Origin of the sequence: Ensifer sp. LBL (genome assembly GCF_050435225.1) — a bacterium.
In the GTDB taxonomy this organism is placed as follows: domain Bacteria; phylum Pseudomonadota; class Alphaproteobacteria; order Rhizobiales; family Rhizobiaceae; genus Ensifer.
Genome location: NZ_JBNDJY010000003.1, coordinates 360,491 through 375,566 on the forward strand (window position 1 = coordinate 360,491; position 15,076 = coordinate 375,566).

The window sequence follows — 15,076 nt, forward strand, 5'->3', positions numbered from 1 at the left end:
GTCGTACCCCGTCGCTTCGCCCAGCGTGGCTGTGGAGGGCGTCGACAACGCGTTGTTCACGACGTCCGCCGACCAACCCAAGTCCCGCATGTCCGGCTCCGCTTGCGGGCCGTGGTCCTGAAACAGCGAGAAGCTTGATAGCGCGGCGCACGGGCGCAGAGAGCGCCTGAAAAGCACACCGCGTCATAGAGGGCTTGCCACATCCGAGCGGAAGCGATCAGTCGCTTCTCTTCTCTGATATCCCCGCATACGAAAACGGCCCCGTCACGAGACGGGGCCGTTTTCCTTGTTCTCTATCCGGGCTCGCTTAGCTGAAGCGGCCGGCGGCGTGGGCGAGCATCGTGTAGACCTTGCCGGTATCCGACGTCAGGTAGGTCTGCGTGATGCGCTTGTCCGGGTCGTTGCGTGCGACGTCCGCGAGCAGCTTTTCGAAATCGGCGATGTAGCGGTCGACGGCGGTGCGGAACTCCGGCTCGCGGTCGTACTTGCGCTTGATCTCGTCGAAGGTCTGCTGGCCCTTGAGCGTGTAGAGGCGACGGGTGAAGACGTCGCGCTCGCCGCGCTGGTAGCGGCGCCACAGATCGACCGACGCATCGTGATCGATGGCGCGGGCGATATCGACCGAAAGCGAGTTCAGCGATTCAACCACGTGGCGCGGGTTGCGGCTGTCGCCGGTCCGTGCCGTCGGCTGGGCCTCGGCCGGGCGCTGCGGCGCGGGCGAGGGTGCCTCTTCGCGGGACGCCGCACGGAGCAGGTCGCGCATCCAGCCACCACCTTCGGCGACCTCGTTGCTGACGGCCTGCGACGGCGCCGGCTGGCGAACGGCGGGCTGTTCGATGCCGAGGCTGCCGCGGAGCGCTGGTGCCGGTTCCTGACGGCGCGGCTGCTCGACGACGGGCTGCTGCGCTACGGGCTGCTGAACCACCTGCTGCTGGGCCGCTGGCTGGGGCTGGGGCTGTGCGACCGGTTGCGGCTGCGGGGCTGCCTGCTGCTGCACCGGACGGGCGACCGGAGCGGCGGCCGGCTGCTGGCGCAGCGGCTGGGCCACTTCGAGCTGCGTCGAGGACTTGCCGATGATATCCGACAGTTCCTGCAGCGCCTTGATCTGCTCGCTGACGGCGCGGCGCATGACGGCCGCGTTTTCCTTGGCTTCTTCCGGCAGGTCGAAGGCACCGCGCTTCAGTTCTTCGCGGGTCATGTCGAGTTCCTTGCGGATCTCGCCGGCAGAGCGACGGATTTCGTCGGTCGCACCACTGAAGCGGCCGATCGCCTCGTCGATCGCGACGCGAACGGCGTCACGCAACTGGCCTGCGACGCCATCGGACTTCTTGCCGCTCTCGGCAAGCATGCGCTCGATGTCGGATACCGAGGCCGCAACGCTGCCGCGCAGACGCGAGGCGACTTCCTTGGAGCGTTCTTCGGCATTGGCAAAGGCGCCTTCGATCGAGGCACCGGCATCTTCGCCGACCTTGGCGATCGCCTGCCGAAGGGCTTCCGACGCGCCGAGCGCACGGCCTTCGACCGAAGTGAGCGTCTTGTTGACGTCGGCGAACGAGGTCTCGACGCCGGAGCGAAGCGTGTTTGCGATCTGGCGCGAACGCTCTTCGGCGCGGCTGAACACCTGTTCGACCGAGGCGCCGGCTTCATCGCCGGCCTGGGCCAGCGTGTTGCGCATCGCTTCAGCAGCTTCGGCTGCCCGCTGTTCGGCGCTGGTCAGCAGACGACCGACATCGGAGAAGGACTGCTGGATGCCGCTGCGCAGGTTGCCGGCAACGAGGCCCGAGCGCTCTTCGGCGCGCTGGAAGGCGCCGTCGACGAAGCCCTCGAGCGCACGCATCGTGCGTTCGATCTCTTCCGAGCGCTGGACGAGGCCGACCGACAGGGTGCGAAGCGCATCCTGGCGTTCCTCGAGCGTGCTGACGAGGTTCGACTGGGCGGCGCCGAGCAGGTCGGAGGCTTGGCCGAGAACGCGCGAGTGGTCTTCGAACCGGCCGACGATGCCGCCGATCTGCGACAGGGTGGAGGCCGAGATATCGGAGAGCTTGTCGACCTTGCCTTCGATGAGGCGGGTGGAGGTCGACAGCATGTCGGAGGCCTGGCGGGTCGATTCCGACACGCGTGCGATCGTCGATTCCAGACGCTGGTCCATTTCGCCGAGGTTGTTGCTCGCCTGGTCGATGACCGTGGCGATGGCGGCGTTGTTGTTGGCGAGCTGGTCGATCAGGCCAAGCGCGGTCGACTGCAGACGGTTTTCGACCATCTTCATCGCCTTTGCCGTCTCTTCGGCGCGGTAGGAGATCGCGTTCAGCGTCTCGCCCGTGCGCTCGGCAATGGCGTTGACCAGGGCGGCGTTTTCGGCACGCAGACGGTCGGCGCTTTCCTGGGTCACGGCGGCGATGCGCTCGGCGGCCTCGCGGCCGGTCGCCGCATACTGGTCGATGACCGGGCGTGCCTGCTCGTCGATCAGGCGCGACAGCTCCATCGAGCGGCCGGCGAGCATCGAGTTGAGTTCGCGGGTGCGGTCGTCGAGCGTGTTGCGGATCGCCTCGCCACGGGCCTCCAGCGCCTTCTCCGTGTTGGTGAGGCCCTGATGGATGTTGTCGGCGTGGTTGGCGATCTGGCTGTGCGTTGCGGCCAGCCGTGCGGTTGCGCTGTCGGCCGCATCGGCGATCGAGCGGGCGAGTTCGGCATGACGCGCTGCGGTGGCTGCCGCCTTCTGCTCGATCGAGTTGGCAAGCTCGGCATGGCGTGCGGCCGTGGAGGCTGCCGTCTGGTCGATCGTGTTGGCGAAGTCCGCCTGGCGCGCGGCAAGTGCTGAGGCGAAATCTTCGCCGGCCTTCGACAGCAACCCGGCCGAGCGGACGGCTTCCGCGTCGATTTCCTGGGCCGCATCGCTGATGGCGCCGCGCAGGCTGTTCACAAGGCCAGCGGCCTTGTCTTCCATGCGCAGCGTTTCCGCATCGAGCTCCTGGGCGACGTCGCCAACGGCACTGCGCAGCGTGTTGACGAGGCCGGCAGCCTTGTCTTCCATGCGCAGCGTTTCTGCGTCGAGCTCCTGCGCGACATCGCCAACGGCGCTGCGGAGCGTGTTTGCGAGACCGGCTGCCTTGTCTTCCAGGCGTACGGCTTCGGCATCGAAGTCCTCAGCCACGCCGCCGACGGCGCTGCGCAGATTGGCGACGATGTCAGAGGTCTTGCCTTCCAGGCGGTTGGCTTCGGCGTCAATATCCTGCGTTGCCTCGTGAACGGCGCCGCGCAGGCTGGTGACCAGAACGGCTGCCTTGCCCTCGATCGTGCGGTTGACGTTCTCAAGGCCGATGTTGAGGGCGCGATCCATGGTGCCGAGGCGTTCGGCGATGCGCTCCGCACCGGACTCGATGGCGCCGGTGATCCGGGTGGCCGCCATTTCGCTCATGCGGTCGATGTCGCCAGCGCGGTCGCCGAGGCTGTCGGCGATACGCTGTCCGGCACCGTCGACGATCTGGTTGACGCTGCCGACGCTGTCGCGAACCCGGTCTTCGAGCGAGCTGAGGCTGACTTCCAGGCGCAGGCCGGTATCGTCGACCAGGGTGTTGACGTCGTTGACGCTGCCGCGAATGCGGTCCTGAAGGGCGCCGAGGCTGTTTTCGATCAGTACACCGGTCTCGCCGACGACGGCGTTGACGCCGCTGACGCTGCCACGGATACGGTCTTCAAGCGCGCTGAGGCCACCTTCGACGCGGGCCGCCGCATCATCGACGACGGAGCCCACATTGGTGACGCTGCCGCGAATGCGGTTTTCCAGCGCGCCGAGATTGCTCTCGATCCGCGCGCCGGTGTCGTCGACCACGGCGCCGACATTGCCGACGGTGCCACGAATGCGGTCTTCGAGCACGCCGACGCGGGTCTCGAGATGCATGCCGGTTTCGTCGACGATCGAGCTGATGTTGCCGGCGCTCTCGCGCATGCGCTCTTCGAGGGCGCCGAGGCTGGTTTCGACGCGCATGCCGGTGTCGTCGAGGCGGTCGTTAAGGCCGTTGATCGACAGGTCGACGCGGTTGGTGAGGCTGTCGGCCGCCAGGCTGATCTGGTTGGCGGTTTCGGCCAGGCGCTCGGCAATATGGCCGGTGGTCGAGCGCATGCGGCTGTCGAGTGCTTCGCCGCTGCGGTCGATGGCTCCGGCGAGTGCCGCCTGGCGTTCTTCGAGCGACATTTCCAGCATGCTGGCGCTGGTGGCAAGCGTTGTGGCGATCGAGGTCGACTGATCGGCAAGCATGCCTTCGAGCTGGTCGCGGCCCTGGCCGACGGCGAGGTTGATGGCGTTGATGCGGTCGTCGAGTGTGGCGCGGATCTGCTCGTGCGTGGACGAGAGCGTATCGCGCAGGTGCTCGGCGCGGCCGCTCAGCGTCTCCTCGATTTCCGCTGCCTTGCCGGCGAGCGAGGCGGTCGCTTCGGTGGTGCGTGCCGTGAGGGCGTCGGCGATGTGCGCGCTGGTCTCGGTCAGCGTGTCGGAGATCTTGCTGACACGTCCGCTCAGATCCTCGGCAATGCGGGCGCTGGTCTGGGTGAGCGTGTCCGAGATCAGGCTGACGCGGCCACCGAGGTTTTCAGCGATCGTGTTGACGCTCTCGGAGAGCTTCTGCTCGATGTCGCCGACGCGGTCGGTCATGGTTTCGGCGACAGCCGTTGCCCGGAATGTCAGGCTGTCGGCCACGTCTTCGGCGTGACGGCTCAGCGTGTTGGCCATCTCGTTGGCGCGCGACGACATCGTCGACGTGATCGCGGCGGCGCGCTCGGCGAGGACGCCGTCAAGCGCCGTCGTCTGGTTGGTGAGCGCGTCGGAGATCGCTTCGCCGCGTTCGGAAAGAACGCGCTCCAGCCGGTCGGCCGTGCCGCTGACGGCGGTATCGATCGAATCCGCGCCCATGGAGAGGATCGTCGAAAGGGCGAGGGTGCGTTCCGACAGGGTGTTGTCGAGGCGGTGCTGGCTGGCAGCAATCGCGCTGGTGATCTCGTCGGTCGAGCCGTGCAGAGTCTGCTCGATGCGGGCGTGCGCGGCGTGCAGGCCGTCGACGAAGGCGGCCGTGCGGCTGTCCAGACCTTCGGTCAGGCGCTGTTCGCTCGTCGTCAGTGCGCTCGAAAGCGCGTCGGCACGCTGGCCGAAGCCGTTTTCGATGCGGTCCTGGGCTTGGGTGAGGGCACCCATCAGGCCGCTGGTCTTTTCGGAGAGCACGCTGTCGATGCGGGTGTGCGCATCGCCGATCATATTGCCGAGTTCCGTGGTGCGGCTGGCAATCGTCTCTTCGATGAAGTCCTGGGTGGCGCCGAGCGTGGTCGCAAGCGTCAGAGACTGGTCGGAAAGGGCCGAGCCGATCTTCTCGATGCTGCTGTCGAGCGCGCCGCCGATCGCTTCCGATCCGCCGGAGACGGTCTCGTTGATGCGGTGCAGGCTTTCCATGAGCTTGGTGTCGAGCAGGCTCGCGCGCTTGTCGAAGGCGGAGGCAAACTCGTGGAAGCGCTCGTCGAAGGCGGTGGCGAGCTGGCCGACGGTCGTCTGCAGCTTCTCCTCGAAGAAGCCGCCGCGCAGGTCGAGGTCCATGATCGCGTCGTCGGCGCTGGAGCGCAGGCTCTGACGGAAGCTCGCGCCCTTTTCGTCGAGCGTGGCGTTGAGCGAGGCGAGTACGTGGTCGAGGCCGCCGGTGATGGCGTGCTGGCCGACGCTCAGGCTTTCGTTGAGGTCGCGGGTGCGGGCGATCAGCGTTTCGTTGAGCTGGCGGGCGCGTTCGTTGAGCGCCGCATTCAGCTTCTCGGTGCTGGCGTCAAGCGAGGAGGCGCGCGTTTCGAACTGGCTGAGCAGATCTTCGCCGCGCTTCGTCAGCGTGTCGCTGAGCTGGTCAAGCCGGGTGTCGAATTCGGTGCTGAGGCCGAGGCCGGCAGCCGTGAGGCCCGAAAGCAGCGCATCGGTGCGGGTCGTCAGCATGCTGCCGATCGACTGCAGGGCGGTGTCGGACTTCTCGCTGAGGGCGGCCGCACGGGTATCGATCAGCGAAGCAAAGGCTTCGCCGGAGATCGCGATGCGCGAAGCAATGTCTTCGCTCGCCTGTTCCAGGTCATCCTTCAGCTTGCCATGGGCACCGGAGATCGCCGAACGGATACGCTCGGAATGGCCGATGATCGCTTCGCGCTCAAGGCCGAGCTCCTGCACCAGGGTGCGCACGCGCAGTTCGTTTTCGCTGTAGCTGCGTTCGAGGGCGTTGACCTCGGAATGAACAAGCGTTTCGAGCTCGGTGGCGCGGGCAATGGTGCGTTCGATGCCCTCGTTCATCGCCGAGACTTCGCGGCGGACGGCCTGGCCGACGGTCATGACGCGATCGGCGGCAGCGGTTTCCGGCTCGGCAAGGCGCAGGGCGACTTCGGCCATCGAACGCGCGGCGTTGCGCAGTTCCTGCGCGCGGGCGATCATGATGGCAAAGGAGAAGAAGAGCATGATCGGCAACACGATACCGATCGCAACGCCGACGGCGCCAGGCGTGGCCGAGAGGTCGCTCAGCGAACGGATCTGCCAGATCTGCGGCCCGTAAAGAAGGTTGGCGACACCAAGGCCGGCAACCGCCCAGATGACGGACACCAGCGCGGCAACGCGGATCGCGGCGCGATTGGAGCGCACGTCGAGCGCGCGCAGCATCGCAGCCGGCGAACGGCGACCATCGTCGTTGGCGGCAGAAAGGGACGGGGACTTGGGCGCAGGTTCCGGAGCGAGCGTCTTGGCCGCTTCAGCAGCACGTGCCCCGCGGGACTGTTCCGGCTGAGGCCGTGCTTTCTTATTCTGATCGGGCGTTGCCGCCTGATTGGTGGGCTGAGACACATTTTCCTCCGGATCATCCAAGGAAGTCTTGTCATTCGGGCTCGATGCAAGCTCGTCGAAATCAATCTTCAGGGCAGCTTCCAGAGCCTGGAACGCCTTTTCGTCGATCGACTCATTGCTCTTTTTCGTCGCCATAGGGATACGCCTCATTACCTTTTGCCCAGAACGGAAAGCGCCTCTGGCCCGTTGTCGGGCAGGGTCTCTTCCTCATGGGCGGTGACGGCAAGATACGCGCATCAGATCTACGCAATACCCTACTGATCACCCACTGCATTGCCTCGACGGATAGTCGCATTTGTGGCCGAATGGGACCACGCGTCGAGCTTATCCACCGGAACGGTTGCCATTTTCGTACGCGGGTCCGTTCCTAAGCGTATCGTAGTGACACATTAGCTGGGTTCTTACAATTAAGAGCGCTTGGGGTTGATTAAAATCCTAATGAAATCTTAATGCGATGCGGACTTAAAAGCCGGAAAAGATAAGGAAATCAGAGAGTTTAACGGACATTAACCATTTTCCCAAAATACTGCCTATATTGCGCCCGGATTTGAGCCAATAGGTGCCGGAGCCCGCCGAAGATGGAAGTCTCAATCGTGCGGGCAGCGGCACCGCTCGCGATGAAGCGATGCCGGAAACAGGCCAACATCAAACAAACAATAGGGAAATTGGCTCATGGCGGCCCTCAGGATTGCCTTTGAAGCCCCGGATAGTCCGGGAAACTCTTCTGCGTCAGGCAAAAAGCCGATCGACTTTGCGCACCTCGCCGTGCAGACGATGGGTGACAAGGCGCTCGAAATCGAAGTGCTGCAACTCTTTGCGCGCCAGGCGCGCCAGGTCTTGAAGGAAATTGTAGAGGGCGAGGGCACGCCCCGCGCCCAGGCAGCCCACCGGCTGAAGGGCGCAGCCCTGGCGGTGGGTGCCGTCGACGTTGCAAGCGTTGCCGGCGCGATCGAGCACAATCCGGCCGAAGCCCCGCTCTGCGACCAGCTTGCAGCGGCCGTGCTCGAAGCCGAACTCTTCATTCTGAAGCTCTGCCGTTAGCGGCTCCCGGGCGGACTGGGGCCACCCGGCCCCCTGTCCTCCGCCCGATGGCCGCGCCTCGCTTCGAGGCCTCGCGCCGGCGGCATTTGCCACCGGTGCGCTCTGCGGCGATGGCACGCAATGACGGCCGTTGTTGACTGGCCGGCCGATTTGTTGGAAGAACTTTCCCTGAATTTGCGCCCGCGGCGTTCCTTCTCAACAGGCCTGCGCCCGGCCAATCCACCAGTTCATTCCGGAAAGAGACATGACAAAACTTAACATCGTTGCCTTTGATGGCGCGCGCCATGAACTTGATGTCGAAAACGGCTCGACGGTCATGGAAAACGCCGTTCGCAATTCGGTTCCCGGCATCGAAGCCGAATGCGGCGGGGCCTGCGCCTGTGCGACCTGTCATGTCTATGTCGACGATGCCTGGGCCCAGGTCGTCGGCGCTCCGGAAGCGATGGAAGAAGACATGCTGGACTTCGCCTACGACGTCCGCCCGACGTCGCGGCTTTCCTGTCAGATCAAGATGAGCGATGCGCTTGACGGTCTCGTCGTGCACGTGCCGGAGCGCCAGGCCTAAGGCCTGCGTTTCCCGCCCCGTCTTTCAGACCTCCGCACAAAAAAAGCGCCTCGCCGGTCGTTGGACAAGCGAGGCGAGGAGGGCGCATCGCATACAGATGAGGGAGGGAACATCTGCTGCACCAAGACACGCCAGGAGAACCCGTTCCGGCTCCGCTGTTCGATTTCTTCTTTTTCTTTTCAAGTGAACAACGTTGCGCAAGTCAAAGTAAAGGCAACATCTAAGCTTTTCGCGCCGCAATCGCGTCGCGCATAACCTATTCAATTTGTGGGGCTAGTCTTTGTCCCGGCCCCTCTCTCCATGATTTGAATATAGATGAGTCGCCGGCCGGCAGCCATCGTTATATTTCACCAATAAAATACTGTGGGTATTGCCGCTAAAATGGCCCGAGCCGCGACTATAGTCAGGCTCTTCTTCGGGGTTCCGGCTTTGCTATCTACTGTTGCGCTTTCTTCAGCGTTTCCAGCCTGTATTGCAGAAGACGGATCATGCGCTTGTCGAAGTTCGCGGCTTCGGTGCGGTCGAAGCGGGCCTGATCCTTGTCATGCGCCTCGATCGCGGTCGCGCTGGCGCGGGCAACGCTTTCCTGCATTTCTTCGCACGTGTCCTGCGGCTTCAGTGCCAGGAACATCTTTTCCATCCGCCTGGCGTGATTGCGGGCGATTTCGGCGTGGCGCTCCTCGTGGCGCTTGATGTCGCTCGACAGCGTGTCCCACACGAGGGCGAGGTCCCGTCCGGCCTGGCGGCGGTATTTCCATTTGGGCAGAATGATGCGCGTGTTGAGCGTGACGCGGGCCGAGCCGACGGCGCAGCGTCCGTTGCGGCTGACATAGGTGATCGAGCCACCGAACTTGATGCGGGTGGCGCCGGGATGCCGGGCGCCGGTCGACTTCATCATCGGGCCGCTCGCCGAGAGTGCCTTGTCCAGTTCTTCCGCAGTCCGGCCGCCGATCGAAAAATAGGAGAAGCTCTTGTTCACCACGGTTTCGCCCGAGGCCGTACCAAACGGGGCGGCAACCAGGAGAGCAAGAAGGGCGACTTTGAACGGGACGCGTACTCGGGACATCAATGCGTGGTTCTCTTCGGTTGAACTTCAATCAAGCTTGGGGCATAGCCAGCGCCGGCGCAACAGCAAAACGATGGCTCCCGGCCGTATGCGGATGGTGAGGGAAAATGACTTACAATCCATTTCAGAAATTTAGCTGGAAGCTGGCGCACGGACGCAGCCTCGAACTGGGGCCGCGTGGCGTTTTGATGGCGATCGTCAATGTTACCCCGGATTCTTTTTCCGATGGCGGCCGTTTCATCGATGCCGTTGCGGCGGTGGCACAAGGCGTGCGCTGCCTGGAGGAGGGCGCCTTGATCCTCGATATCGGCGGCGAATCCACGCGGCCCGATGCGGCGGCCGTCAGCGCCGAGGAGGAACAGGCGCGGATCCTGCCGGTGATCGCAGCGCTCGCCCGCGATACCGATGCGCTGATTTCCGTCGACACTTACAGAGCCTCGACCGCCCAGCTTGCGGTCGATGCCGGCGCGCATATCGTCAACGACGTGCACGGCCTTCAGCGCGAACCCGACATTGCCACGGTCGCCGCCAGGACCGGCGCCGGCATCTGCATCATGCATACCGGCCGGGGCCGTGAAAAACTCGCAGACGTGATCGCCGACCAGTTTGAGTTTCTCGACCGGTCGCTCGATATCGCGGCAGCGGCCGGCGTGGAGCGGGATCGCATTATCCTCGATCCGGGCTTCGGCTTTGCCAAGGACACGGACGAAAACCTGGAACTGATGGCGCGCTTCGCAGAACTGCACCGTTTCGAACTGCCGTTCCTGGTCGGAACCTCGCGCAAGCGCTTCGTCGGTGCGGTCAGCGGCCGCGAGGCGGCCGATCGCGACATGGCGACGGCTGCGACGACGGCGCTTTTGCGCGTTGCCGGCGCCGCGATTTTCCGCGTACACGATGTCGCAAACAGCAAGGATGCACTGGCAATGGCGGATGCTATGCTGCACGCCAGAGCGAGGTGAGACTTACTCGCCCGCATTCCGCCTGAACCTGTGACTACCAATCACGCGCATGACTGCGGAACGGCTCGACCGCGCAATCATCGCGATCCAAGAAAGCCGATGGGACTGAGAAGCATGAGCGCGACCTATATCATCACCCTCAAGAACTGCGCCTTCTTCGCGCGCCACGGCGTCTTCGACGAGGAGGAGCTTCTCGGTCAGCGCTTCTTCGTCGACGCCGAGCTTGAAGTCGAGCAGGGAACGGCGCTGGTCGACGACTCGATCGAAGACACCGTGCATTACGGCATCGCCTTCCAGGAAATCGAGCGCATCGTCACCGGCCGCCGCCGCTACCTGATCGAGGCACTGGCGCTGGAAGTGGCCAAGACGCTCTGCGTGCGTTTCCCGCAGATCAAGCGTGCCAAGGTTTCGATCCGTAAGCCGAATGCGCCGGTTCCAGGCGTGCTCGATTATGTCGAAGTGACGGTCGAGCATGTCGTCTGAGGTAACTTGGCGGGCTGCAACGCTCGGGCTTGGCGGCAATCTCGGCGACCCGCGCAAGGCGATGGCCGAAGCGCTTCGGTTGCTCGATGCCCGCGACGACTGCGTGGTCGAGGCGGTCTCGCGACTTTACCGCACGCCACCCTGGGGCAAGACGGACCAGGCCTGGTTCTACAATGCCTGCGCCAAGGTCGAGACGACGCTCGCGCCCGAAGCCCTGCTTGACGCCTGCCTTGAAATCGAACGGTCGATGAAGCGGGTGCGCGACGAGCGCTGGGGGCCGCGCACGCTCGACATCGATGTACTGACCTTCCAAGGTGTGGCGCAGGCAGGCGGGCGGCTGGAGCTGCCGCATCCAAGGATGACCGAGCGCGGCTTCGTGCTGATGCCGCTTGCCGACTTTGCCGCCGACATGGCCGTTGGCGGCCGATCGGTCGGCGATTGGCTGCAGCAGGCTGACGTCGCCGGCATCGAGATTGCCGATGATCACATGGGCTGGTGGCGCGCAGGCGCCTGAACAGGACCGCAACACAATCCACAAACGACAAAGCCCCGGTCTATGCCGGGGCTTTGTGGGTGCCGAACGTTACTTGATCGAGCCGACGGCGATTGCGTCGATCTGGCGATTGAGGCTGACGCCGATGACCGGCACCATCGTCTCTTCGACCTTGACCGAAATGGTGATGTTCATCGTCTGGTCGTCCTGCAGGCGAGCGATCATGGCGCCGTTCAGCTTCTTGCGGTTGATGCCGACGACCACCTTGTCCTTGGCGACATTACCGGAAATGATATCCAGACCCTTGCCCTCGGCGCCATCGAGGAACTTGCCTGTATAGGTGTTTCCCTTCTGGGTGATCAGCGCCGACATCGGCTGCTTGAACACGCCGACGCGGCAGAATCCATCTAGCTTGATGCCGGTCTCATCGCCCGCGACCGGTTCGCCGGAGAGGTCGCAAGTGAACTTGGTGCCCTTGTACTTGCCGGCGACAATCTCGCCCGGGCCTTTCCACTGGCCGGCGACCTTCTCGAAGAAGACCTTGTCCTTGGCGCCGGAGAAAGCCGGTGTCGCAAGGCCGACGGTGGCTGCCAGCGCAAAGGCGGCAGTGCCGCGAGCGATCAAAGAAGGGCGCGAGAACATAAACGATCCTTGATGAGTCAACGTCCGAAACTGGATGCCACATTTGCGCGCAAATGGTTAATGGACAGTTTCTGTCTGGCGGATATCGGGACTGATCGCGGCCGGAAAACCGGTTGTTCACAGGCTTTCGCGGCCTGGTCATTGCCTGCCTTAGCATGCGCTTGCAATCGAACAGCTGTCGGCACTGCGCGAAGCAGGATCGCGACCGGGAGAGCCCGGTTGCGATTCGCTTGCAAACGTTCAGCCTATTGTCAGAGCGAGCTTACTTCTCGCCGTTGTCGCCGAGAACGCGCCCGGCGCCGGGGCTGAGGTCGAAGAGAAAGTCACCGATACCCGGACGTTTCAACGCCCGAAACGGCATGGGACGGCAGAGATCCATGGCGGCGATGCCGATGCGTGCCGTCATCAGGCCGTTGATGACGCCTTCGCCCAAGCGCGCCGAAAGCTTCGAGGCCAGCCCGTGGCCGAGCACCTGCTGGATGAGACTGTCGCCAGCCGCGATCGAACCGGTGACGGCCAGATGGGCGATGACGTCGCGCATCAGCCGCAACAGGCCGAGCGTGCCGGGGCGGCCACCGTAGAGTTCGGCCATGGCGCGGATCAGGCGGGCGGACTCGTAAAGGACATAACCGAGGTCGACGAGCGCCCGCGGGCTGACCGCCGTGACGATCGACACGCGCTTGGAGGCCGCGAGAATAAGGCGCCGCGCCTCGCGGTCGAGCGGGCTCAGCAATTCGCGCTCGGTGAGTTCGATTACGTGCGGACCGTCGATGATCTCGCCTTCGCTCTCCTTCAATCGTGTGCGCCCGCGCGCCGTTCGCGGATTGCCGGCCAGCAGGTGCACGAGCTTCGCCTGCGCTGCGCGCGCCGGTTTCGCAATGGCCGAAGCTGCGGCCGCCTCCGTTTCCGCTTTCAGCTTCTGGATCGCCGTGAGCTGCATCAGCCCTGAAAGCTCGCGGCCAACAACGATCAGCAGCGCCAGCAGCCCGATCGCGACGACGGCAAGCGCGGAATAGCCGAGCCAATCGGCGCGTGCGAAGAGATCGCGCAGCAGGCGATCGACCCAGAGGCCTGCCGCAAGCGAGAGGATGATGCCGAACGCGCCGGTTGCGATCTTGCCGACCGACAGCCGGCGTTTGCGAGGACTTGCTTCGGGCAAGGCGAGGGCTTCGACCGCAAGCGTGGTCTCGCGGAACGGGTCTTCCGCATCGGGGGTCAGCACGACGTTGTCGTCGAAGCTCGCAGGCGCGCGCCGCGTGCGCATCTGCGGCGCTGCCTCGGCGGGCCTGTCTTCGCCAACTGAAAAGGCACCGGGACGGCGGCTGCGGCCGTTGCTGTCGTCACTCATGCGAGCCGGTCTCCGAACAGGAATTGCATGGCCCGGTCGAGGCGGATATGCGGCACCGACAGTTTCAAGCCGCCGCCGGTTTCCTCAAGATGTGGCGGACGGAAGCGAACGAAGCTGAGTTCCGGCAGCGGATGAGCGCTCTCGATATAGGTGGTCGCGCCGGACCGGGTCTCCATCGTCTTGAAAAGAACTTCAGGATCTGCCGGCAAGTCACCGGGAAATATAGCAGTTTTCTTTTCGCCGTCGAAAACTTCGCCGTTGATCTTCTCGCCGGCGATCGGGGTGCCGACGATGACCGGCAGGGCATGGCCGTCGTGGTTGACGGTCGCTTCGCGGGTGGCCCTGACCGATGCGAGCGCCATGACCTCGAGGCCGGCACCGCTCAATCCGATGCTTTCGGCAGCGCGGTCGACCAGGCGCGCAGCGATGCGTTCCAGCCGGTCGTGGCTTTCGTGATGCAGATGATCCGCCTTGGTTGCGGCGATCAGCACCTTGTCGATCCGACGCGTCAGCAGGGAGGAGAGCCAGCTGTTGGTCCCCGGACGGAAGCAGGCAAGCACGTCCGCCAGGGCCTGCTCGAGATCGAGCAGCGCTTCCGGCCCGTTGTTGATCGCCTGCAGCGCATCGATCAGCACGATCTGCCGGTCGAGGCGCGCGAAATGCTCACGAAAGAACGGGCTGACGACATGTTTCTTATAGGCTTCATAGCGCCGTTCCATCATCGCCCAGAGCGAGCCCTTTGGTGCTCGGCCCTCGGGCAGGTCCGGAAGCGGCGAGAAGGTGAGCGCCGGCGAACCTTCGAGGTCGCCCGGCATCAGAAACCGTCCGGGCGGCAGGGTCGAGGGTGAGCGTTCGTCCGCCTTGCAGGCCCTGAGATAGCCGGTGAAGCTCTCGGCGAGCCGACGGGCACTGGCCTCGTCGGCGGTCGCCGTGGATCCGGCCGACGCGGCGAGCGTCAACCACTCGGCCGACAACTTCGCGCGGCCAGGTGCACGGGCGCGCGCCACGGAATTGTTGCTGAACGCGCGGAAGTCTTGCGCGAGCAGGGGCAGGTCGAGCAGCCATTCGCCGGGATAGTCGACGATGTCGAGCGACAGCCGGCCCGGCGAGAACAGCCGGTTCCAGCCGCTGGCGCTTTCATATTCAAGCGTGATGCGCAGCTGCGAGATGGCGCGCGTGGAGTCCGGCCAGATGCGATCGCGCACGAGGGCGGCGATATGGTCTTCATACTGGAAGCGCGGCACGGCATCGTCGGGCTGCGGCTCGAGCCTGACCTTGGAGACACGGCCCGAACGCACCGGCTCGAACACCGGCAGGCGCCCACCGTTCAGCAGGTTGTGCACGAGCGACGAGATGAAGACGGTCTTTCCCGCACGGGAAAGGCCGGTGACGCCGAGCCGGATCGAAGGGTTGACGAGGCCGGAGGCGCGGTCGGTGAGATTGTCGAGCGCGATCAGCGCATCGTCTTTGAAGCTGGTCAGGTTAGGCGCCAAGTCTTGGTCTTTCTTGCGGCGTGTTTCCCGGGATCGTTCGGATCGACGAGCCTGCGGAACCGCGATCGGCTGCAGGCTGCCTCCGCGATATAGGCACTAATTGCGGCGCCGCAACGCGCACGCGGCATTTCTTCTTACGGTG

The 15,076-nt window shown here is 64.4% G+C and carries 10 protein-coding genes; 5 read left to right on the top strand and 5 right to left on the bottom strand.

Annotated features, from left to right (window positions below; genetic code table 11):
- Positions 1 to 307: 307 nt before the first annotated feature.
- On the bottom strand, positions 308 to 6,979 hold the full coding sequence (locus tag OKW20_RS13405) for a kinesin (RefSeq protein ID WP_429172866.1): 6,672 nt from the start codon (positions 6,977 to 6,979) through the stop codon (positions 308 to 310).
- A 537-nt stretch (positions 6,980 to 7,516) separates the two neighbouring features.
- Here OKW20_RS13405 and OKW20_RS13410 point away from each other — a divergent pair.
- Positions 7,517 to 7,885, top strand: a complete 369-nt coding sequence (locus tag OKW20_RS13410; protein WP_043624557.1) for an Hpt domain-containing protein — start codon at positions 7,517 to 7,519, stop codon at positions 7,883 to 7,885.
- Positions 7,886 to 8,129: 244 nt separating this feature from the next.
- On the top strand, positions 8,130 to 8,450 hold the full coding sequence (locus tag OKW20_RS13415) for a 2Fe-2S iron-sulfur cluster-binding protein (RefSeq protein ID WP_043624554.1): 321 nt from the start codon (positions 8,130 to 8,132) through the stop codon (positions 8,448 to 8,450).
- Between the two features lie 436 nt (positions 8,451 to 8,886).
- On the opposite strand, the gene OKW20_RS13420 is transcribed toward OKW20_RS13415, so the two are convergent.
- Positions 8,887 to 9,516, bottom strand: a complete 630-nt coding sequence (locus OKW20_RS13420; RefSeq protein ID WP_043624550.1) for a DUF922 domain-containing Zn-dependent protease — start codon at positions 9,514 to 9,516, stop codon at positions 8,887 to 8,889.
- Between the two features lie 107 nt (positions 9,517 to 9,623).
- On the opposite strand from OKW20_RS13420, the gene folP reads away from it, so the two are divergent.
- The 3 genes from folP (at position 9,624) to folK (ending at position 11,472) form a co-directional block, all read left to right on the top strand.
- Positions 9,624 to 10,475, top strand: a complete 852-nt coding sequence (gene folP, locus OKW20_RS13425) for a dihydropteroate synthase (RefSeq protein WP_429172869.1) — start codon at positions 9,624 to 9,626, stop codon at positions 10,473 to 10,475.
- Between the two features lie 114 nt (positions 10,476 to 10,589).
- Positions 10,590 to 10,958 (top strand): dihydroneopterin aldolase, encoded by a 369-nt coding sequence (gene folB / locus OKW20_RS13430; RefSeq protein ID WP_034794609.1) that lies wholly within the window; start codon positions 10,590 to 10,592, stop codon positions 10,956 to 10,958.
- On the top strand, positions 10,948 to 11,472 hold the full coding sequence (gene folK, locus OKW20_RS13435) for a 2-amino-4-hydroxy-6-hydroxymethyldihydropteridine diphosphokinase (protein ID WP_043624544.1): 525 nt from the start codon (positions 10,948 to 10,950) through the stop codon (positions 11,470 to 11,472). The genes folB and folK overlap by 11 nt, the downstream gene beginning before the upstream one ends.
- 69 nt (positions 11,473 to 11,541) lie before the next feature.
- Here the strand turns inward: folK and OKW20_RS13440 are convergent, their stop codons facing one another.
- The 3 genes from OKW20_RS13440 to OKW20_RS13450 form a co-directional block, all read right to left on the bottom strand.
- On the bottom strand, positions 11,542 to 12,093 hold the full coding sequence (locus OKW20_RS13440; RefSeq protein ID WP_429172870.1) for a hypothetical protein: 552 nt from the start codon (positions 12,091 to 12,093) through the stop codon (positions 11,542 to 11,544).
- Between the two features lie 262 nt (positions 12,094 to 12,355).
- Positions 12,356 to 13,441, bottom strand: a complete 1,086-nt coding sequence (locus OKW20_RS13445; RefSeq protein ID WP_429172873.1) for a YcjF family protein — start codon at positions 13,439 to 13,441, stop codon at positions 12,356 to 12,358.
- Positions 13,438 to 14,934 carry a YcjX family protein gene (locus OKW20_RS13450; RefSeq protein ID WP_429172875.1) on the bottom strand — a complete coding sequence of 499 codons (1,497 nt, stop codon included), beginning with the start codon at positions 14,932 to 14,934 and terminating at the stop codon, positions 13,438 to 13,440. The genes OKW20_RS13445 and OKW20_RS13450 overlap by 4 nt, the downstream gene beginning before the upstream one ends.
- Between the last annotated feature and the right edge of the window lie 142 nt (positions 14,935 to 15,076).

Bases quoted from the DNA above. Each gene is read 5' to 3' on its own strand.
- OKW20_RS13405 (WP_429172866.1), bottom strand. From the start codon at position 6,979: ATGGCGACGAAAAAGAGCAATGAGTCGATCGACGAAAAGGCGTTCCAG.
- OKW20_RS13410 (WP_043624557.1), top strand. From the start codon at position 7,517: ATGGCGGCCCTCAGGATTGCCTTTGAAGCCCCGGATAGTCCGGGAAAC.
- OKW20_RS13415 (WP_043624554.1), top strand. From the start codon at position 8,130: ATGACAAAACTTAACATCGTTGCCTTTGATGGCGCGCGCCATGAACTT.
- OKW20_RS13420 (WP_043624550.1), bottom strand. From the start codon at position 9,516: ATGTCCCGAGTACGCGTCCCGTTCAAAGTCGCCCTTCTTGCTCTCCTG.
- folP (WP_429172869.1), top strand. From the start codon at position 9,624: ATGACTTACAATCCATTTCAGAAATTTAGCTGGAAGCTGGCGCACGGA.
- folB (WP_034794609.1), top strand. From the start codon at position 10,590: ATGAGCGCGACCTATATCATCACCCTCAAGAACTGCGCCTTCTTCGCG.
- folK (WP_043624544.1), top strand. From the start codon at position 10,948: ATGTCGTCTGAGGTAACTTGGCGGGCTGCAACGCTCGGGCTTGGCGGC.
- OKW20_RS13440 (WP_429172870.1), bottom strand. From the start codon at position 12,093: ATGTTCTCGCGCCCTTCTTTGATCGCTCGCGGCACTGCCGCCTTTGCG.
- OKW20_RS13445 (WP_429172873.1), bottom strand. From the start codon at position 13,441: ATGAGTGACGACAGCAACGGCCGCAGCCGCCGTCCCGGTGCCTTTTCA.